The sequence below is a fragment of the Vibrio sp. 10N.261.55.F4 genome (assembly GCF_041470465.1).
Taxonomy (GTDB): domain Bacteria; phylum Pseudomonadota; class Gammaproteobacteria; order Enterobacterales; family Vibrionaceae; genus Vibrio; species Vibrio crassostreae_C.
Window position 1 is genome coordinate 42,147 of record NZ_JBFRMM010000045.1, and the last position, 18,113, is coordinate 60,259.

At 44.7% G+C, this 18,113-nt stretch carries 19 protein-coding genes; 8 read left to right on the forward strand and 11 right to left on the reverse strand.

The window, feature by feature from the left end:
* Positions 1-104: 104 nt before the first annotated feature.
* The 3 genes from glpK to AB4249_RS20820 all read right to left on the reverse strand — a co-directional run bounded on the left by glpK (position 105) and on the right by AB4249_RS20820 (position 3,422).
* Positions 105-1,628, reverse strand: coding sequence for a glycerol kinase GlpK (gene glpK, locus AB4249_RS20810; RefSeq protein WP_004732235.1), 1,524 nt, complete (start codon positions 1,626-1,628; stop codon positions 105-107).
* A gap of 59 nt (positions 1,629-1,687) precedes the next feature.
* Entirely contained in the window at positions 1,688-2,542 is an 855-nt protein-coding gene (locus AB4249_RS20815; protein WP_229649507.1) for an MIP/aquaporin family protein, read from the reverse strand.
* Between the two features lie 448 nt (positions 2,543-2,990).
* Positions 2,991-3,422: a PACE efflux transporter gene (locus tag AB4249_RS20820; RefSeq protein WP_372104624.1), complete on the reverse strand. Its 432-nt coding sequence runs from the start codon at positions 3,420-3,422 to the stop codon at positions 2,991-2,993.
* Positions 3,423-3,552: 130 nt separating this feature from the next.
* Here AB4249_RS20820 and AB4249_RS20825 point away from each other — a divergent pair, with 130 nt between their 5' ends.
* Positions 3,553-4,443 carry a LysR family transcriptional regulator gene (locus AB4249_RS20825; protein WP_017066099.1) on the forward strand — a complete coding sequence of 297 codons (891 nt, stop codon included), beginning with the start codon at positions 3,553-3,555 and terminating at the stop codon, positions 4,441-4,443.
* An 89-nt stretch (positions 4,444-4,532) separates the two neighbouring features.
* On the opposite strand, the gene arsB is transcribed toward AB4249_RS20825, so the two are convergent.
* The 5 genes from arsB to AB4249_RS20850 form a co-directional block, all read right to left on the reverse strand.
* Positions 4,533-5,588, reverse strand: coding sequence for an ACR3 family arsenite efflux transporter (gene arsB, locus AB4249_RS20830; protein ID WP_017065681.1), 1,056 nt, complete (start codon positions 5,586-5,588; stop codon positions 4,533-4,535).
* A gap of 109 nt (positions 5,589-5,697) precedes the next feature.
* Positions 5,698-6,039, reverse strand: coding sequence for a helix-turn-helix transcriptional regulator (locus tag AB4249_RS20835; protein WP_017064015.1), 342 nt, complete (start codon positions 6,037-6,039; stop codon positions 5,698-5,700).
* Positions 6,040-6,231: 192 nt separating this feature from the next.
* Positions 6,232-6,639, reverse strand: a complete 408-nt coding sequence (locus AB4249_RS20840) for a glycine zipper family protein (protein ID WP_029235181.1) — start codon at positions 6,637-6,639, stop codon at positions 6,232-6,234.
* 31 nt (positions 6,640-6,670) lie between these two features.
* Entirely contained in the window at positions 6,671-7,333 is a 663-nt protein-coding gene (locus tag AB4249_RS20845) for an START domain-containing protein (protein ID WP_065583761.1), read from the reverse strand.
* Complete coding sequence (locus tag AB4249_RS20850; RefSeq protein ID WP_017064013.1) at positions 7,330-8,493, reverse strand: glycosyltransferase family 2 protein; 1,164 nt, start codon at positions 8,491-8,493, stop codon at positions 7,330-7,332. Before AB4249_RS20850 ends, AB4249_RS20845 begins: the two co-directional genes overlap by 4 nt.
* Positions 8,494-8,755: 262 nt before the next feature.
* On the opposite strand from AB4249_RS20850, the gene AB4249_RS20855 reads away from it, so the two are divergent.
* The 3 genes from AB4249_RS20855 (at position 8,756) to AB4249_RS20865 (ending at position 11,624) form a co-directional block, all read left to right on the forward strand.
* Positions 8,756-9,553 carry a Cof-type HAD-IIB family hydrolase gene (locus AB4249_RS20855; RefSeq protein ID WP_017069716.1) on the forward strand — a complete coding sequence of 266 codons (798 nt, stop codon included), beginning with the start codon at positions 8,756-8,758 and terminating at the stop codon, positions 9,551-9,553.
* Between the two features lie 180 nt (positions 9,554-9,733).
* Positions 9,734-10,381 (forward strand): DsbA family oxidoreductase, encoded by a 648-nt coding sequence (locus AB4249_RS20860; protein ID WP_017060931.1) that lies wholly within the window; start codon positions 9,734-9,736, stop codon positions 10,379-10,381.
* Positions 10,382-10,415: 34 nt separating this feature from the next.
* Positions 10,416-11,624, forward strand: a complete 1,209-nt coding sequence (locus tag AB4249_RS20865) for a winged helix-turn-helix domain-containing protein (protein WP_372104627.1) — start codon at positions 10,416-10,418, stop codon at positions 11,622-11,624.
* Between the two features lie 28 nt (positions 11,625-11,652).
* On the opposite strand, the gene AB4249_RS20870 is transcribed toward AB4249_RS20865, so the two are convergent.
* A complete protein-coding gene (locus AB4249_RS20870) occupies positions 11,653-12,510 on the reverse strand; it encodes a LysR substrate-binding domain-containing protein (RefSeq protein ID WP_017069718.1) in 858 nt (285 codons plus the stop codon).
* 106 nt (positions 12,511-12,616) lie between these two features.
* Here AB4249_RS20870 and AB4249_RS20875 point away from each other — a divergent pair, with 106 nt between their 5' ends.
* From AB4249_RS20875 to AB4249_RS20890, 4 genes are all read left to right on the forward strand, one after another.
* Positions 12,617-12,940 carry a putative quinol monooxygenase gene (locus tag AB4249_RS20875; protein ID WP_372057854.1) on the forward strand — a complete coding sequence of 108 codons (324 nt, stop codon included), beginning with the start codon at positions 12,617-12,619 and terminating at the stop codon, positions 12,938-12,940.
* Positions 12,941-12,943: 3 nt separating this feature from the next.
* Positions 12,944-13,918 carry a Gfo/Idh/MocA family protein gene (locus AB4249_RS20880; RefSeq protein ID WP_372104630.1) on the forward strand — a complete coding sequence of 325 codons (975 nt, stop codon included), beginning with the start codon at positions 12,944-12,946 and terminating at the stop codon, positions 13,916-13,918.
* A gap of 199 nt (positions 13,919-14,117) precedes the next feature.
* Complete coding sequence (locus AB4249_RS20885; protein WP_017060926.1) at positions 14,118-14,456, forward strand: hypothetical protein; 339 nt, start codon at positions 14,118-14,120, stop codon at positions 14,454-14,456.
* A 431-nt stretch (positions 14,457-14,887) separates the two neighbouring features.
* Entirely contained in the window at positions 14,888-17,119 is a 2,232-nt protein-coding gene (locus tag AB4249_RS20890; RefSeq protein ID WP_372057852.1) for a hypothetical protein, read from the forward strand.
* A 43-nt stretch (positions 17,120-17,162) separates the two neighbouring features.
* Here the strand turns inward: AB4249_RS20890 and AB4249_RS20895 are convergent, their stop codons facing one another.
* A complete protein-coding gene (locus AB4249_RS20895; protein ID WP_372104633.1) occupies positions 17,163-17,624 on the reverse strand; it encodes a hypothetical protein in 462 nt (153 codons plus the stop codon).
* A gap of 204 nt (positions 17,625-17,828) precedes the next feature.
* Entirely contained in the window at positions 17,829-18,071 is a 243-nt protein-coding gene (locus tag AB4249_RS20900; RefSeq protein WP_017064006.1) for a hypothetical protein, read from the reverse strand.
* Positions 18,072-18,113 lie beyond the last annotated feature (42 nt).

The following is an 18,113-nucleotide window of genomic DNA, read 5'->3' on the forward strand; positions in this document are numbered from 1 at the left end:
CTCTTTTTAGTTTCGTTTGCTGAGGTTCGAACAATCTAGTCGATTAGATTACTCGAGTTCCTAGATCAGCGGCTAATGATTAACGATTAGCTGAGTACTTAGTATTACTCGTTGTCATCGTCATCGTGCAGCTCAGACCAAACCTGTGCACACTTGATAGCACGTTTCCAACCTTTGTAACGGCGGTTACGCTTCTCTTCGTCGTGGTGCGGCATGAAGGTGCGGTCAAGAACGGCTTTGTCTTGAAGCTCATCAATACTGTCCCAGAAACCAACCGCTAGGCCAGCAAGGTAAGCGGCACCCAGAGCGGTTACTTCCGTTACTTCAGGGCGGTGAACTTCAGTATCCAGCACGTCTGATTGGAATTGCATTAGGAAGTTATTCGCTACTGCGCCGCCATCAACACGTAGTTTCGCTAGCTTGATGCCTGAGTCAGCTTGCATCGCGTCTAGTACGTCACGCGTTTGGTAAGCAATACCTTCCAACGTTGCACGGATGATGTGGTTAGAGTTAACACCACGAGTCAGGCCAACAATCGTACCGCGAGCGTAAGCATCCCAGTATGGTGCGCCTAAACCAGTAAACGCAGGGACTACGTAAACGCCGTTTGAAGAATCCACTTTCGTTGCGAAGTACTCAGAGTCTTCTGCGCCAGCCAGTAGCTTCATTTCATCACGTAGCCATTGGATTGATGCGCCGCCCATGAATACTGCACCTTCAAGTGCGTATGCAGGCTCACCTTTAGGACCACATGCTAGCGTTGTTAGTAGGCCGTTCTTTGATGTTACTTTCTCTTGGCCTGTGTTCATTAGAAGGAAACAACCTGTGCCATAAGTGTTCTTAGCTTGGCCTGCTTCTACACACATTTGACCGTAAAGTGCAGCTTGTTGGTCACCCGCAATACCCGCGATTGGGATACGAGTACCGCCTTTACCACCAAGGTTCGTTTGACCGTAAACCTCAGAAGAGCGCTTCACTTCAGGCATCATGATTGCTGGAATGCCCATTTCATCAAGTAGCTTCTGATCCCAGCATAGGTCGTTGATGTTGAACAACATAGTGCGTGACGCGTTGGTGTAATCCGTAACGTGTACACGTCCTTGAGTCATTTTCCAAACCAACCAAGTATCAACGGTACCGAACAGTAATTTGCCAGCTTCAGCGTCTTCGCGAGCGCCTTCAACGTTGTCTAGAATCCATTTTACTTTTGTACCTGAGAAATACGGGTCAAGGACTAAGCCTGTATTGTCACGTACGTAGTCTTCTAGGCCACGCGCTTTTAGGTCTTCACAGATGTCTGCAGTACGGCGACACTGCCATACGATTGCGTTATAAACAGGCTTGCCTGTCTCTTTGTTCCAAACAATGGTGGTTTCACGTTGGTTAGTGATACCAATGCCCGCTAGCTCATCGCTGCGGATGCCTGCTTTAGCAAGAGCTTCAACCAATGTAGAGCTTTGAGTCGCCCAGATTTCCATTGGATCATGCTCAACCCAACCCGCTTTCGGGTAAATCTGAGTGAATTCTCGTTGAGAAGAACTAACGATGTTTGCATCGTGATCGAGGATTACAGCGCGAGAACTTGTGGTGCCTTGGTCTAGGGCAACAATGTATTTTTGCTCGGTCATGGTAAGAATCCTTTTTCTTTCGTTATTTATATTTTAGTAAATGTAAGGTCGCTTAGGGATTAAGCTTGAGCTTGTTCAGCTTCTTCTTCTGTTTCACATTGGTTTGGAATTGTGCAGCCTTGGCCTTCTACTGGTAGGTAAGCACCGATAACACGTGGGTACAACCAACCACCAAAACACGCACCAGCAATTGGAGCAAGAATTGGAACGATGAAGTAAGGAATATTACGTGCACCGCTTAGTGCGAAATCCCAACCTGCAAAGTAAGCGAACAGTTTTGGTCCGAAGTCACGAGCAGGGTTCATTGCAAAGCCCGTCAGTGGACCTAAAGAACCACCGATAACCGCGATAAGAATACCGATCAGTAGAGGGTTCATTGCACCGCGAGATGCGCCGTTGTTCTCATCACCTAACGCTAAAATGGCAAACATCAACACTGCAGTAATCACGAATTCCACAGCAAAAGCGCCGAAGAAAGAAAGTGAAGCATGTGGGTAAGTCGAGAAGATACCAGCAGTTGATAGTGCGTCTTGGCTGCTACGAACAAAGTTATGTGCGATTTCGTAGTCAGTAAATAGGTTGCTGTACAGGCTGTAAACCAATGCTGCAGAGCAGAAAGCGCCAAGCAGTTGCGAAATGATGTAAGGCACCACTTTCGCTTTATCAAAACCATGGAACATGGCCAGTGCAATCGTTACGGCTGGGTTGATGTGTGCGCCTGAAACGCCGGCAGTACAGTAAATTGCAATCGCAACACCGAAGCCCCAGATGATGCTGATTTCCCATTGTCCGAATGTCGCACCGGTTAATACCAGAGCGGCCACACAGCCAACGCCAAAGAATATGAGTAATCCTGTACCGATAAATTCAGCCAAGCATTGCCCAAATAAAGAAGGGTGTTTGTTTGTTGTCATGTTCGAGTCCTTTTTAGTTTTGCTTATCTAGCACGTGTATTGTGCATATATTTGCGAACTCGAAAATAAACGAACATCAAAAGTGAGCGTTTGAGCATAAAATTGTTAATTAAAGTCACTTGAAATGTTAATCCGAACACTTTTGCTCGAAAAAGATGCTCGCATGAACGTCATTGCTCGAATTGATAGGTTGCGAAGCCGCTCAAACTACCTATATGTAAATGAATGCGCAACTGGTACGAGGAGTTTATGTTTGGATTTGTGATGCTACTTCGTGAGTGGCGGATTATTAGACTTAATTAGGGAGGGCTGTGTGATGTTTTTGCTATGTAACAAGGGCGTTAACAAATGAGCTTATATGCATAAATGAATAAACTGCCAACTATGTTGTAGTTTGGCAGTTTTCATTTGGGTGTATGTTCTTGTTATACGAGACGAACTTACCGCTCTAAACCAGAGCTGCCACTTTTCCTTTCGCAACCAATTGATATCGAACCGAGTCATACGCCCAGTTGAACGCTATCGCGTAAAGTACGAAGAAAATAACTAGGCCGATGTCCATGATCAGTACGGTTAGGAAATCGAGTTGTAGAACCCACATCAAGACAGGTAGAGTCACTGTCATTAAGCCAAGCTCAAAACCTAATCCGTGCAGAACACGTGTTTTCTTGGTTCTTTTGCTTCGGTCTGCTCCGTAAATTTTGTCGTAGCCATAGTTGTAAACGTAGTTCCAAGCCATCGCTATCAATGATATTGCGAGCGCTAAGCCTGCCATTTCACCTGCGCCATTTCCTGTAACATAGGTTGCAAGCCCTGCCATTAAAACCAAAGCAACCAATTCAAATAGCACCATGTGCAACATGCGTTCTTTATGTGACATTTTTCTAACTCTCTTTACGATTAAATAGCCGCCGATGGGCTAATGACTTGGCTAGATAATATCCACTTAAGTGATAATATAAAGATGGTTAGTATCACATACGGTGATAGTAAGTTTTGGGAGACACCGAATGTACAACATTGAACAACTAAAAATGTTTGTGTATGCCGTTGAATTAGGGTCATTTTCTGCCAGTGCTCGTCATTTGGGGAAGGTGCAGTCGGCGGTGAGCCAAGGCATCAGTAATCTTGAAATCGATTTTAATGTTGAGCTTTTTGATCGTTCGACTCGAAAGCCTTCACTAACCAAAGCGGGCGAGCAGTTATTTAAACAGGTGAAAGCGATCGTGCTTCAGGTTGAAGATCTGAATGTGACGGTTAGTGCGATGGGCAGTGGTGAAGAGGGGCTCATCAAAATTGCATTAGATGATTCACTATTGGTCCCGAATCTATCTAAGATCCTTAGTCAGTTCAGTCAACAATTCCCTGCGACTGAAGTGGAACTGGTTGCGTGTACCACGACAGAGGTCAATCCGTTAATTATCGAAGAGAGGGCCGACATTGGATTGATGTTTACCAACTTGGCTTTTGATGTCGGTTCTGAGCCTTGCTTTATCGGTCACTTACCGTTTATTGCTGTGTGTCATCCAAGTCATGCGCTCGCAAAAACAGGTGTGGCGAAACTCTCTGACTTACTCCCGCATCGTCAGTTAATGTTGAGGGGAGACAAAGGTAAGGTGATGGATCAGTTTCCGCTGATTGCCGGAAAGGTATGGTGGTCAAACAGCTTTATCGTCATTAAAGAGATGATTCTTGGTAGCGATATCGGTTGGGCATACTTACCGAAACACCTTGTTGAAGAAGAGCTTATTAAACAGCGCTTGGTAGAGGTGAATGTGTCATTTGACCATAAAACTTGGTCGCCTCCGGTTGATCTTGTTCTGTCTAAAACACGCTCAAAAGGTCCTGCATTACTTTGGCTTGAACAAGCATTGAAAGGCCTATTAGACGAAACTGAATAAAGAAAAGGCTCACCGTTTAACGTGTGAGCCTTTCTGTTCAAAGTGATGCTGCTTTTTGTTAGTTCTAGTTCTAGGTGTAGACGTAGATGCTATACGCTAGGTTTAACCGTCTGACCGTTGTAGTACTTGTCTTTCATCTTAAGCGCCACGTTCACAAGGTAAATCAGCACAGGGACTTCAATCAGTGGACCGATAACGCCTGCAAACGCTTGGTCTGAGTTGATACCGAATACTGAGATAGCCACGGCAATCGCTAGCTCGAAGTTGTTACCTGTTGCTGTAAATGCAATTGATGCGTTCTTGTCGTACTCGATGCCCATCTTTTTACCGATGAAGAAACTGATGAAGAACATCGCAGTGAAGTAGATAGTCAGTGGAACCGCAATTAATAGAACGTCCATTGGCAGTTCAACAATCATTTCACCTTTCAGGCTGAACATCAGAACGATAGTCGCCAGTAGTGCAATCAGTGTGATTGGAGAGATGCGTGGAATAAATACGTCGTTGTACCACTGCTCGCCTTTCATCGACACAAGGATCTTACGGCTTAGGAAGCCCGCTAGGAATGGGATACCTAGGTAGATAAGTACACTGTGTGCAATGTCGATCATCGAGATATCAACCAACATGCCTTCGTAACCAAATACTGGTGGAAGAACGCTGATGAACAACCACGCCATAAAGCTGTAGCTCACCACTTGGAATGCACTGTTTAGAGCAACCAATGCCGCGCCGTACTCTTTGTTACCGCCGCCGATGTCGTTCCAAACCAGAACCATCGCCACACAACGAGCAAGACCAATCAGAATCACCCCAACCATGTAACCTGGGTGGTCTCCCAAGAAAGTTAGTGCCAATACAAACATCAGAATTGGACCAACGATCCAGTTCATGATCAAAGAGAGCTTAATGGCTTTCTTATCTTTTACCACAGTGCCTAGCAGGTTGTAGTTAACCTTAGCCAGAGGTGGGTACATCATTAAGATAAGGCCAATCGCAAGCGGAATGTTAGTGGTGCCAACAGACATTGAATCGTTCCACTGTTCGATCTGTGGGAATAGGGTGCCGAGTAGTACACCAAGGCCCATGGCAATAAAAATCCACAGTGTTAAGTAGCGATCTAGAAAACCTAACTTTGGTTTCATGATAATCTCTCTTAGTTGATATCGTAAATCGTCGAAAAACGATTGGTTGTGGCAAAAAAACACGCTTAAAAGTAAAGGCTATCAAAGCCGATCATTCAAGCGTGAACTTCTATTTTAAAATGCTGTTAAATATCGATTCGAAGCGTTGAATATTGTCGCGGTCGATGCGGTAACACATCTTCGGCGGAATCGACTCAGCCGTAATAAAACCTGAGGCTTTCAATATTCTTAAGTGCTCTGATACCGTTGATTGAGCTAAACCCAATTCACTCACCAGATCACTGTTCAAGCAGCCGCCCGATTTTTCTAACGTGGAAAGGATACTCAATATACGTATTCTTGCTGGGTGAGCGAGTGCTTTCGCCAGTGCGGCCATTTGCTTTTCTGCTTTAGCATCACCGTGTTCGATGGGCAGAGAACAGCCACCAGATGTCGAGCAAGTTGAGTTCATATTGACGTCTCACTTTCATTAATCGTTAAAAGACGATTAATGATAAGCCTATTTTAAATAGGGGTCAATGCTCACTGTCTATTTGAACGAACTTTAAGGTGGCGATTCAGGAACTATGGTTGAACTCTGCTTTGACTCAGCTACGCAAAATGGCGTGAACATCGATTAAACGCCATTTTGCTCGGTTATCCGCTAGTTAAGAACGGTATAGCCTCGGTTGATCATACAGTTACGATTCACTTGAAACTTCTGCTGCTCAGATAGCTCGGCGGATTGTCTTTTTTGAGCACCGTGCTTTAAAGCGCCGCTGATAATACCGATGCCAGCACCAATTTTTGCACCATCATGACCACTCCCGCCAGAGACGGCTCCACCAACCGCACCCAGCGCTGCACCCTTAGCGGTTGAACCGACAATATCGCTGCCAAGAGAATCGACCTCTTCAGGCTTCACTTGTTGAGCGTATTGCTCACATTCATACAGATCGGCGTGATACTGTGTTTCATCAACACCTTTAGTATCGACAATAATTTGATTAGCAAATACTGAACTTGATGCTACAAGCAATATCGCTGCGATTGGAGAGAATGGAAATTTCACAATATAGACCTCTAGAGTATTCATTGCATTGTTAAAGTGACGTGTAGTTCTCGATGAAATCAAGGCGACGATCGGTGTACTCACCAGAATCCAACATCTTAGATAACCCGCGAAGCGTGTTGTAAGGCTGAGAAACGGCCACCATGTTAATGAGCCAATACGGAATATCGCCACCTGGATCACTCAATACTCGATAAGAGATATGGGTGGTGTTTTCGTCGATTGGTGTCAGGATCCAACTCGCCTCTAATTCAGCCACTCTGATGATTTTTTTATTATTGTTTGGCAGGTAATCAGGCCTACCATGCTGATCAATGGTGACAACCATCGTCTCTGGATCTTGAGTGATGACGTTCTCTACGATAGCTTCACGATCGGCAACTGGCCAAGGTGCCTTGGTATAGGTTTTGGTGATCGTGTGCGCCGCACTAAAATGCTCTATTTCTTCCATGTCATCGATGTTTTCTACCCATTGCGTGCCAACAGAGGTATCGATAAAGAGTGCGATAATAGAAGTGAGGGACGCGTTGATGTCGCCTTCTGCTCGAAATTCTTTAAAGTGACTGCCTTCAATTTTACGGTTATAAACCTCGATGCCTTTTTTATCGCGTGCCAGTGACCAGCCATCGGTGTCTGATGCAAACACCGAAACTGAACAAGCAAGAAGAAGCAAAGTAATAATCTTATTCATCATGTTAATGAGCGCCCTTTCCAGCTGATTTTATTGGTTTTAGATAAGCGGTAACTGTTCAGCACGAGTAGGCTTTGAACACAAATACCGAAGGGTACGGTTAACGCAAATTTTGCGGGAACAAACAGTTCCTTAACCAAAATGAAGTAGGTGACGATCGACACCAAGAGCATCACAGAGCTGACAATGAGCGAATAAGCATGAATGGCAGACATGTCACTGATGAAGGCGTTCGCCGATACCAGCATCAAAAGCGGTCCCGCCCATGCGATGATGTTGGCTTTGATGAAGACTTTTAAAGCTTGTGCTTGCGATTGACAATTCACAATAAGATTCATGTTTTTGGAAAAGCCAGCCCAGATTGAGTTGAAGTCTGAATACATGTGCGTACTCATTAGTTTGTCTGCAAATGCCCAGAAAATCTTAAATCCATTGACCTTCATGACTTTTGCAAAGGCGATGTCTTCCGATATAGCGTTTGCTACTGCGGCGTGTCCACCGACTGCGTCGTAGGATTTTCGGGTAAACAACATCGCCTGACCGTTAGCAATCGCTTCTTCCTTAGTCATGTCGTTCGAGTTTTTAAAGTTCATATAAGATGCGATCGATAGAAAGATGCCCGGCAAGGTCGCTTTTTCTGCCACAGACGCAAAAGTTTGTTTTGGATTAAACGATAAGAGATCAGTTTTTTGTTGGATAGCAAAGTCGATAACGCTCTGTAGCATCGCGGGTGCTGAATCGGTATCTGCATCAATGAAATACACATATTCACCGCTCGCGTTGAGTGCGCCAGCCATACATGCATTGCTCTTACCAAGCCATCCGGTCGGTAACGTTCTACCTGAAATACAGCGCGCGTTAACGTCGAACTTACTGATCAATGCTTCTACTTTTGCACGGGTTGAGTCAGTAGAAAAGTCATCAACAACAATGACTTCAAACTTGTCTTTTGGGTAGCTCTGCTTCAATAGAGAGCCAAGGCTGATTTCAATATTGTCTTCTTCATTTCGCGCAGGAATAATGACGGAAACAGTCGGCCACTCAGTTCTTTTGAACGATATTTTAGGTTCAATGTGAATACGATGGCGCTCTAAGTTCGCAAGTGTGATTAGAAACTTGACGGTAACGATGCAAAGCAAGGTCGTAATAATAGCTAAAATCATAATGACTGTGGTCGGAATAAAGTGATGGAGAGACAGGAAAGAATATAGTGGAGTGTGACCTAACGCACATCTTGTATGTAGGACTTAACCCTTCAAACTGGAATGCGCTTCTGTTAGCGTTTGCCTTGGAAAGATGTGAAACAGTGACTGACAGGCGGTAAAATAAGCATTGTATTCACCAGCGACTCTAGCGATATAATCGAACCCAGAACCGTTACTCAAGATAACGAATGATCATAATCCAATAATAGGTACGCCCGACATGCCCCAACAAAACATCAAATTTATCGCGACTGATATGGATGGCACCTTACTCGATGAGCATGGAAAGCTCGACCCTGAGTTTTTCAATCTTTATGAGCGCTTAGAAGCGCAAGATATTATTTTTGCTGCCGCGTCTGGCCGCCAGTATTACAGCTTGCTAGAAACATTTTCCCCGCTTAAAGATCGCATGATGTTTATTGCTGAAAACGGCACATTAGTGATGCACAAAGGCCAAGAACTTTACAGCTGCTTGCTTGATACCGATGCCATTAAAGAGATCATTAAAGAAGCTCGAGCTATTGAAGGCGCGCATGTGGTGCTATGCGGTAAGAAATCGGCATACATCGAAACCAAAGATGAGCGTGCTCTGGCGGAGATCTCTAAGTACTACCATCGCCGTGAGCAAGTAGAAGACTTACTGGCGGTAGAAGACGATTTCATCAAGGTGGCTATCTGTCACTTCGACGGTTCACAAGAGAAAGTGAACCCAACTATTGATGCCAAATTCGGTGAGAACTACCAAGTGGTTGTAAGCGCAAAAATTTGGTTAGATGTGATGAACGCTGAAGCGTCAAAAGGTGCGGCGATTAAACATCTACAGAACACATTAGGTTTCACTTACGAGCAGACCATGAGCTTTGGTGATTACCTAAATGACTTGGAAATGCTTAAAGAGAGCTACCACTCTTACGCGATGGAAAACGCGCATCCAAAGTTAAAAGAGATCGCGCGTTTTGGCGCGCCAAGTAACGTTGACGCGGGTGTGTTCCAAGTACTTGAGAAGTTGCTAGCGTAACGCTCTTAAGCTAGATTCGATTTTTATCAAAGCCAACTCGTGAAAATGAGTTGGCTTTTTTGTTGGCTGCTGTTGTATTGAGTTAAATTTGAACGAGTGTTCAGCTTGTTGTAGTCTAACCAGAAAGATGGGTATTCACTTTGAATTGGATACGCCTTAGTAACGATATTTGGAATGATTATGAGCAAGAAACTTCAACTTGATATTATTTCTGACGTAATGTGCCCGTGGTGCGTAGTCGGTTACAAAAACTTAGAGCTAGCCGTTGCGGAACTTGGTTTAGAAGACCAGATTGAACTTGAATGGCAGCCGTTTGAGCTTAACCCTGACATGCCGCAAGAGGGCGAAAACCTGCGTGCCCATATCATGAGAAAATACGGTTCTAGCGCAGAAGAGAGCCAACGTTCACGAGAACAGCTTTCGGCTCGCGGCCAAGCGGTTGGTTTCGATTTCAATTTCTATGACAGTATGAGAATGGTCAATTCACGTCATCTACATGTACTTCTCGATTTTGCACTAGCGCACGGCAAACAGACTGAGTTAAAGCTACGCTTCTTTGCTGCTCACTTCACAGAGCAAAAAGACCTGTCCGATCTTGAAGTCATTGCACAAGAGCTTGAAGCGGTTGGCTTAGACTCAACGAAGGCACTGAAGCGCCTAAAGAACACCGACAACTTGAAGCAAATTGAAGCGCAAGAGTTTGAATGGCAACGCATGGGGATCTCAGCTGTTCCTACTGTGGTGTTCAACCGTAAGAGTGCAGTAACGGGCGCGCAGACGGTAGAAACCTACAAGCAGATTCTTCAAGAGCTTATTGCTGAATCATAAACGGATCATTGCTATCAATTAGAGTCTGAATTTCATGGAATCACTGTCACTCGCTCAAGCGCAAAAACTGGTATTGCTTTCGCAAAAGCTGCAGCCTAAGAAGTTGCCACCTAAAAAGCAACGCAATGGGGGCGCTTTGGCGAACACGTTGTCTGCGATTAAAAACCTTGGCTATGTGCAAATTGATACCATCTCTGTGATTCAGCGAGCTCACCACCACACGCTTTGGAATCGCAATCAAGATTACCAACTGAACCATCTGGATAAGCTGTTAGAGCGTCGAGAGGTGTTTGAATATTGGTCTCATGCCGCCGCGTATTTACCCATGCGTGACTTTCGATTCAGCCTACATCGCAAGAATGGCTTTGCGAGCGGTAAGCTAAAGCATTGGTATAAAAAGGATGACGCACTGATGGCTCATGTTCTCAAACGTATTGAGAATGAAGGGCCGTTGATGGCGAAAGATTTTGAAGGGGATAGGCCAAACCCCGGCGGTTGGGGCGGTAAACCGGCCAAGCAAGCATTAGAAACATTGTTCATGCAAGGCGACTTAATGGTGCCAAGCCGAGTGAATTTTCATAAGGTGTATGACCTAACCGAGCGAGTTTTACCGAGCGGAATTGATACCTCTGAACCGACAGAACAAGAGTACATCGAGCATCTGATAACACGTTATTTAGAGGCTAACGGAGTTGGAATAGCGTCCGAAATGAGTTACCTACTTAAGAACACTAAGCCTCTGATTCAGAAAACACTCCAACAGATGCTTGAAGATAAGCAGGTTCTGAAAGTAGAGATTCAAGGCTCTGATTACTATGTCCTGCCAGGTGCTTTTGAACTGCTGAATCAACCTCTTTCCAGAACCAAGCTTAAGATACTGTCTCCGTTTGATAACCTGCTGATTCAACGAAAGCGAATGCAATCATTGTTCAACTTTGATTACCTCCTAGAATGCTATGTTCCAGAGGCCAAGCGTCAGTTTGGTTATTTTAGCTTACCGATTCTGTGGCAAGGTGAGCTGGTGGCACGAATGGATTGCAAGGTTGACAGGAAGAGTGGTTTGCTCAATATCCGTAACTTGGTTGTGGAAGAGCGAATTAAAAACCATGAGTTGTTGGTTCATGCTTTATGCGATGAACTAAAACACTTCATGGTGTTCAACCAATGTGATGAGATGATCGTCCATAACACCACGCCCTCTGATCTTGGCAAGCGCTTGATGAGCCAATGGCAAACAGTCTAGCGGTCTTTGTTGTTTAGAAAGCGCTTAGTTACTCAGCAAACGCAGCTAACAAGAACTCGACAAAGGTTCTGTTCTTCAACGACAGTTGCTTGGTTTTGTAGAGCAAGTGAATCGGCTTTGGTAACGGCGCCATGCCGGGTAGGATTTCCAACAGCGCTCCACGATCAATCTCTTCTGCGACTAAGATAGTCGGTTGCAACAACACGCCCACACCCTGCAGGGCGGCATACCGCAACACATCACCATTATTCGACATCAAGCGCACACGTTCTTTATTCGGTGTGGCGTGAGGAGCTTGGCTGCTGTAACTGAATCCAAGCGATGGGTGCTGCGCCAAGTCTTCCAATACTCTGATTTCAGCATGTTGGTTTAGGTAAGCGGGCGCCGCGCAGTAACACATCTCATAATCCCCTAAATACCTTGCGACCAAGCTTGAATCGGATAGGTCACCAATTCGCACAATCAGGTCAATGTCAGATGAATAAGGATCAACAAGGTCATTATTCAACATCAGCTCAACGTTAATGGTTGGGTGATGCGCGAGAAACTTAGCTACGATAGGGGCGAGTACCTTGTTTCCATAGGTGACAGGGCAGTTTATTTTTACCGTGCCTTGTGGTTGATTTTCCAAGGTTTGAATCAGGTTCTCTGCATTGCTGATGTCTTCGAGAATTCGCTTACACTCACGATAGTAAAGTTGTCCTGAATCGGTTAACGATTGCTTACGCGTGGTGCGGTGGATCAGCTGAGACTTCAAACTGGCTTCTAAGGAATGGACATGTTTGCTTATCATAGTCGCCGACAGGTTGAAGTGGTTTGCGGCGCTGCGAAAGCTACCTTGTTCCACCACATAGACGAAGACTTTCATGCTAGTTAACTTATCCATTGAACACTTTTGGTTGATAAACAATAAACAAAACGTGAGTTTATCAATTATTAGGGGTTAATTATATTAATGGCAAACCGATAATTAACTAAAATAAGAGCGTGCAATGCCTCAAACGAATGAAACTATCTTTGTTACTGCCGAACTTAAGATCAAAACCAACATAGAACGAGCAGCTGCGCTCGAAGCTATCGAACAGTTTTGTTTAGACATGCAAAGCGAACCGGGCTGCCTACAAGCAATTGCAACCTATGATCAAAGCCAAAGCGATCGTGTGATCTTGCTTGAGCAATACGTAAACCGCGAGGCGATCAATCAGCACTTTGTGATGCCTCATACCCAAGTGTTTATTGAGCGTGATATTACCGAGTTGGTTCAAGCATTCGAAACGCAACGTGGGCCTATCAAAGCACAAGAGCAGGAGATCTAAGACATGAAATGGGGAATCCTAGGAACCAGCTTTATCTCAGGCGTAATGGCGGATGCGATTAAAGGCGATGCTCAAAGTGAGCTGTATGCTGTTGCTGGACGCACAGAGAAAACACTCAATGAGTTTGCTGCCCAATACCAGCCAACACGAACCTTCAACAACTATGAAGCCTTGATTGAAGATGAGTCGGTCGACATTATCTACATTGCTCTACCAAACCACGTTCATCATGAGTATGTGATTAAAGCGGCTCAAAAAGGCAAAGCGATCTTGTGTGAGAAGTCTTTGTCGGTAGATATGGAAAAAACCGAGCAAGCTTTACTAGCCGTGAAAGAAGCGGGCGTATTCTTTGCTGAAGGTTTGATGTATTTAAACCATCCACTTATCACCAAGCTTCATCAAGAACTGGCAACTGGTGAGATTGGCGAAGTGCGTTCAATTCAAGGTTCCTACGTTGCGGCGATTGATCAGTTCGTGAATCCTGCGAGCAAAGGCGCGCTATACAACCTTGGCTGTTACCCAATGTCGCTGATTCACTCTGTTGCGCAGCAGCAATTTGGTGAGAGCGTGTTCGATGACGTGCAGATCTCAGCAATCGGTCGACGAGGCGAAGATGGCAATATCTGTGAATCGTCGGCGATGATGCATTTCAACGACCGTTTTACCGCACAAATCCACACTGCTGAAGACCACGGTTTAAAGCATGGTTTTACGATCCTAGGCAGCAAAGGCTGTATCACGCTAGATACTAATCCATGGCTACCGACGGCAGAAAACACGTTTACGGTAGAGATCTATGAAACGTCGACACGTGAAGTGAAAGTCGAAGCGCAAGGTGATGGTTTCCATTATCAAGTGCGCAATATCCGCCAAGCGGTTGAGCAAGGTGATACACAATTTGCTGCGCCAATGGCAACCCACCAAGACTCTCGCGTAATCATGAAGTTATTAACTGATTGGGAACAAGCGGCGAGCTAATGTTTTAGTAAATTCTATACTCGTCTCATGTTTGATCGCCTCGTAAGCTATCAAACATGAGGCGTTTCCTCTATATCTTCCAGTCGACTCTCCCCAATAAATACTTTGCATTTGAAACCGCCACAGTGTCCAATATCAGGTAGTACGAAACTGACCGAAAAACCTTATTTTTTAAGGTGTTAAATAGGACCTTTGCCGCATGCGTAAATCAGATAAGAAAATCGAGAATCAAATCAGAGACGTGTTAACTGACGTTTGTGAAGACACGCTGAAAGGCTTCGATGGTTTTTTGTGGGTGACTCACTCGGTCAACTTTTCCTCTTTTCCGCAAAGTTTGAAAATTGTCTGTGTATTCGATACCAATCAGGATAGAACGAACTTCTTAAGTGGCGAAGGTCAACAGAGTGTCTCAGGGGCTATTCAACAAGCGTTCAATCAAGTTGGAATTCAACTGAAGAATATCGATAAGCATGTTAGCTACGATACGCAAGAAAATTGCGATCGCGACCATCAAGGGAAGTGGAACAAGAGGCTTTAAGGAGCGTTGTCATCGTTCTTGTTTAGACAGCCTATCCAAATTGAGTTTCAATAGTGTGGCGCTCAAACTGAGATTCGATACAGCAAATCCAAGTCCTATTCTGAGTTCTAGGCTCTGATAACTTCTCATCTTCCAAACCGTATTATTCTCATTTTGAGAAAATCTGAGCTGATTTCTCGTTAGCCGGAGATACTTGGTTTCCAAATAAAATTAAAATCACAAAAACTTATATTTTCCTTAATGCATTGATTTTGAATCGGCATTTGCTCGTTTTACTTGCCACCGATGAAACAAGACAGACGAGCACTTGAACAATAGAGCCATGTAGTCGATACTTTTTTCGTATTTTGATTCCTAAATTGACACGTAAGTTGGCTGACTTTTCGTTTTGTGATTTAAGGCATGACAGTATCGATTAGGAAATTTGAATCATGAAAACCTACATTTCTGGGCTGCTCGCACTCATACCGTCATGTTTAATCGCTGGTTACGCTTTTGCTGTTGGTACAGCGGTTGTGCTGCCAGGGCAACATGAAGTTGGTGTTGATCTTTTGGGCTCCCCACTATCTACGAATGCCGTCATTGATTGGGAAATTTCCAACAGTGATATTGTGTTCGGAGCTTATGCCGACAAAGCCGACAATGAGCGGGCCACGACAATTGGTTATATGTACAACCAAGTCATGGCGATGAACTCGGGTTGGTTGGAGAACGATCTCCGTAACCAAGCTGAGTTAGAAGGCCTCAATTTCGAAGACTATTTCCTGCACTTTTCTGAAGATACTGTCATTGCCGAAGTTGATAAAACTCATGGCGAAAAGACCCTTTTAAACCGAAAACCTATGATCTTGGGTTATACAGCCAGTGAAGACCATGCTGGTTTTTGGTTGTATCAAGAGCCTCCGTGGGATGCCGATGTGTTTGAGAATTTCGAACAGGGTGGGGCTTTGTATGTCTATCATGCTGAACAGTTCGAACGGCTGACCTTTAAGTTCTCACAGTTTGCTGGCAGCGGTGAATTTTGGATTGAATACCCAACTGCTATTGATTCTCAGGGTAGGGTTTCACAATGGGAAAGGCTTGATGTAAAGAAAGACAAAACGCTCAATATGACCAAAAACCAATCGGTGATCTGGAACCTTCCGGATAACTGGTTAAGAGCTACAACTCATGATGGGAGCGGTGCGAGTTATGGCGGCGGCCAGTATTTTGGTTCAACCTTTTTGAGAGATGGTGGGCGCTTATACGTTGTGAGAGTTCGTTGGCAAAGTGAGAATGCCGACGACAGGCCGCGTTTAAAAGAAGTAAAACTCAAAAACAGTTTTCCAACCGTCAAGTTAACCGATGCTCCGACTTCAACCCCGGACAGCAATGCTATCAGCCAATGGCGAAAAATCCGTGGTTTTGATGTGTCTGCAGATCTAGATGGTGATAACTACTTGTCGCCAAGCGAGTATCGAAATCGAACCAATAAGAACGCGACAGCACGTTTTCGTTGGGAATCAAGAGTGGTGCCATTTGGTCGAATGTGGAGCGCTAACTCATCTTGGTCGCTAACGAACGTCGCAAACGCGGATTATCTATCTGCTATTCATCGCTACTACAAGCAAAGCTGGGCAAGACAAGGTTTGAATGGTGCGTACAACGACGACACAAATAAACTCATTGGCTCGAACCAGTTCTATGTTCACTCTGGCGGGCATGTTCAAGAGTTAGGAGCTGTTGCGGGTTCGAATCAAGCGGATGATCTCTACAAGCAACAATTTTCAGCGTTTCTCAAAAATCTTTCTGCTTTAGAAAGTGATGCGTCGATTGGGTTGAATATCGGAACCGCGAACTTACTGGGTCGAAATGGACAGTCTCATCTTAGCGAGGCGGGCTCTCTGTATTTACGCGAGCACTACATTTTTCCGTCTACTGGGTTTAGTGGTTACTCGGGGATCTCAAAATTCTGGGATAATTCTGCGCTCGCCTACAATGGGCAAAGTGTTATTTTTCAGGCGACAACGCGTTATGGGCGAGTTCAGTATCTTGGAAATAGTGAAGATAATTGGAAGCAAGACCAATACTCGACCCTAGCGATCTACCACCTCAATCGACACGCTCAACATAGCTACTTTAATCAGTGGAACAATGGTTACGTCTATGGAAGTGGCAATACGACGGCTGACACTTTCTGGCAAAGTGGTGTCCCTAAAAACATCGCCTACCAACCCAGTTCGTTATTGGCCGTTGACTTGGGAGAGCCGAGTCATCAAATCCCATATGGCTTTGCGCCGATTCCTTTGATGCTTTCGACAACGACACCTCAGCCTGCTGACTACACCATCGTTGGCGATTCCTCGATGAACGAAATGGTGCATGCTGATCTGCCCAATGGTATCACTCACGTTCTACCGACGTTTACGTACTTTATGTATCAATCTGAAAATCAGGTGGTCGCTGGTGGCCCTGAGGACATGGTGTTAGCGAGAGAGTTCAGCAATGGTCGTGTGTTGTATCGCACGGATTTCCACGGCAAGAATCCGAGCTTTTATGACGCGGCAAAACTCACCATTACGCTGGATGTTCCAATGAAACCTGTTGATGCTAACGGTAACGTTGGTGACTATGTGAGTGAAATCGAAATTGGCGGTTATGAAGGGCTGTTCTTACTTTATTAGAACCAATGTGAGTGAGTACTCTCGAACCAGAGCAGACTTGAGCTTAGGTTCGGAATATGAGCTTATTCTTTTTACACTGCTTAAACTCTTTGGCGATCCACGATTGCTCGTTTAAACCATTGTCGATTAAAGCAAAAAGGTAGCCATCGACTTTGCTTGAAGCCGCAGGATATTCTTGAAAAGCGTGCTTAGGGTAGCCGGGGTAATCTGTCTCGTATTGAGCGTCTAACTGCTTACCGAGTTGACGCCATTTTACGAATAACTCAGAAGAAGATGTCTCAACCTTATATTGGCCTAAAATGCGTTGGTGGTGGGTTAACGCCACTTTAGCGCAGTGATTGGTCTGTACGACTTTTTGTATCAACTCAACTTGTTCTTCACTCATGGCTTTCGCCAGTACATTCTCTTGTTCGATACGCGCCATTCGCTCACCAAACGTTTCAGCATGGATGGGAAATATAAAAGTAAGCGGTAAAGCCAATACCAAAAGACGCTTGTAGAACATAACCAAACTCGTTAGAAGGATTCGCGGCTATTATGCCGCCCGCCGCCAATATTATTAATGAATATAAACGCTTAATTGTAAGAATTATTTTTGTCGAGTAGATAAATAGATGATTTTGGAGTGGTGGTATTCAGGCTCTGAATGTTTGGTTATTTTACGAAGCGACACCGATAACAGAATCAACCCAATATCTAACCATCTTGATTATAAATGTTGGATATCAATCGAGTGGTAGGAAAAACCGATTGCTTTAGCGGCGTTCAACAAAGCTTGTTGAGTCTTGAATACCCTGGGTTGCATTTTTCTGTCGGATTCAAGAAAGCTGTTTACTCCCCACTTATGACTTTTGACCATTAAGTAATAACCATTAGCTCCAGGGGACACGACACCAATTGCTGCTTTCAGGTCGCCACGACTGAAATGTTTTTTGAACTCACGTAATACCATATCAACATCCTTATTCGATGATAAAAAAAGGTTCATCGCGGC

Bases quoted from the DNA above. Each gene is read 5' to 3' on its own strand.
- glpK (WP_004732235.1), bottom strand. From the start codon at position 1,628: ATGACCGAGCAAAAATACATTGTTGCCCTAGACCAAGGCACCACAAGT.
- AB4249_RS20815 (WP_229649507.1), bottom strand. From the start codon at position 2,542: ATGACAACAAACAAACACCCTTCTTTATTTGGGCAATGCTTGGCTGAA.
- AB4249_RS20820 (WP_372104624.1), bottom strand. From the start codon at position 3,422: ATGTCACATAAAGAACGCATGTTGCACATGGTGCTATTTGAATTGGTT.
- AB4249_RS20825 (WP_017066099.1), top strand. From the start codon at position 3,553: ATGTACAACATTGAACAACTAAAAATGTTTGTGTATGCCGTTGAATTA.
- arsB (WP_017065681.1), bottom strand. From the start codon at position 5,588: ATGAAACCAAAGTTAGGTTTTCTAGATCGCTACTTAACACTGTGGATT.
- AB4249_RS20835 (WP_017064015.1), bottom strand. From the start codon at position 6,039: ATGAACTCAACTTGCTCGACATCTGGTGGCTGTTCTCTGCCCATCGAA.
- AB4249_RS20845 (WP_065583761.1), bottom strand. From the start codon at position 7,333: ATGATGAATAAGATTATTACTTTGCTTCTTCTTGCTTGTTCAGTTTCG.
- AB4249_RS20850 (WP_017064013.1), bottom strand. From the start codon at position 8,493: ATGATTTTAGCTATTATTACGACCTTGCTTTGCATCGTTACCGTCAAG.
- AB4249_RS20855 (WP_017069716.1), top strand. From the start codon at position 8,756: ATGCCCCAACAAAACATCAAATTTATCGCGACTGATATGGATGGCACC.
- AB4249_RS20860 (WP_017060931.1), top strand. From the start codon at position 9,734: ATGAGCAAGAAACTTCAACTTGATATTATTTCTGACGTAATGTGCCCG.
- AB4249_RS20865 (WP_372104627.1), top strand. From the start codon at position 10,416: ATGGAATCACTGTCACTCGCTCAAGCGCAAAAACTGGTATTGCTTTCG.
- AB4249_RS20870 (WP_017069718.1), bottom strand. From the start codon at position 12,510: ATGGATAAGTTAACTAGCATGAAAGTCTTCGTCTATGTGGTGGAACAA.
- AB4249_RS20875 (WP_372057854.1), top strand. From the start codon at position 12,617: ATGCCTCAAACGAATGAAACTATCTTTGTTACTGCCGAACTTAAGATC.
- AB4249_RS20880 (WP_372104630.1), top strand. From the start codon at position 12,944: ATGAAATGGGGAATCCTAGGAACCAGCTTTATCTCAGGCGTAATGGCG.
- AB4249_RS20885 (WP_017060926.1), top strand. From the start codon at position 14,118: ATGCGTAAATCAGATAAGAAAATCGAGAATCAAATCAGAGACGTGTTA.
- AB4249_RS20890 (WP_372057852.1), top strand. From the start codon at position 14,888: ATGAAAACCTACATTTCTGGGCTGCTCGCACTCATACCGTCATGTTTA.
- AB4249_RS20895 (WP_372104633.1), bottom strand. From the start codon at position 17,624: ATGTTCTACAAGCGTCTTTTGGTATTGGCTTTACCGCTTACTTTTATA.
- AB4249_RS20900 (WP_017064006.1), bottom strand. From the start codon at position 18,071: ATGGTATTACGTGAGTTCAAAAAACATTTCAGTCGTGGCGACCTGAAA.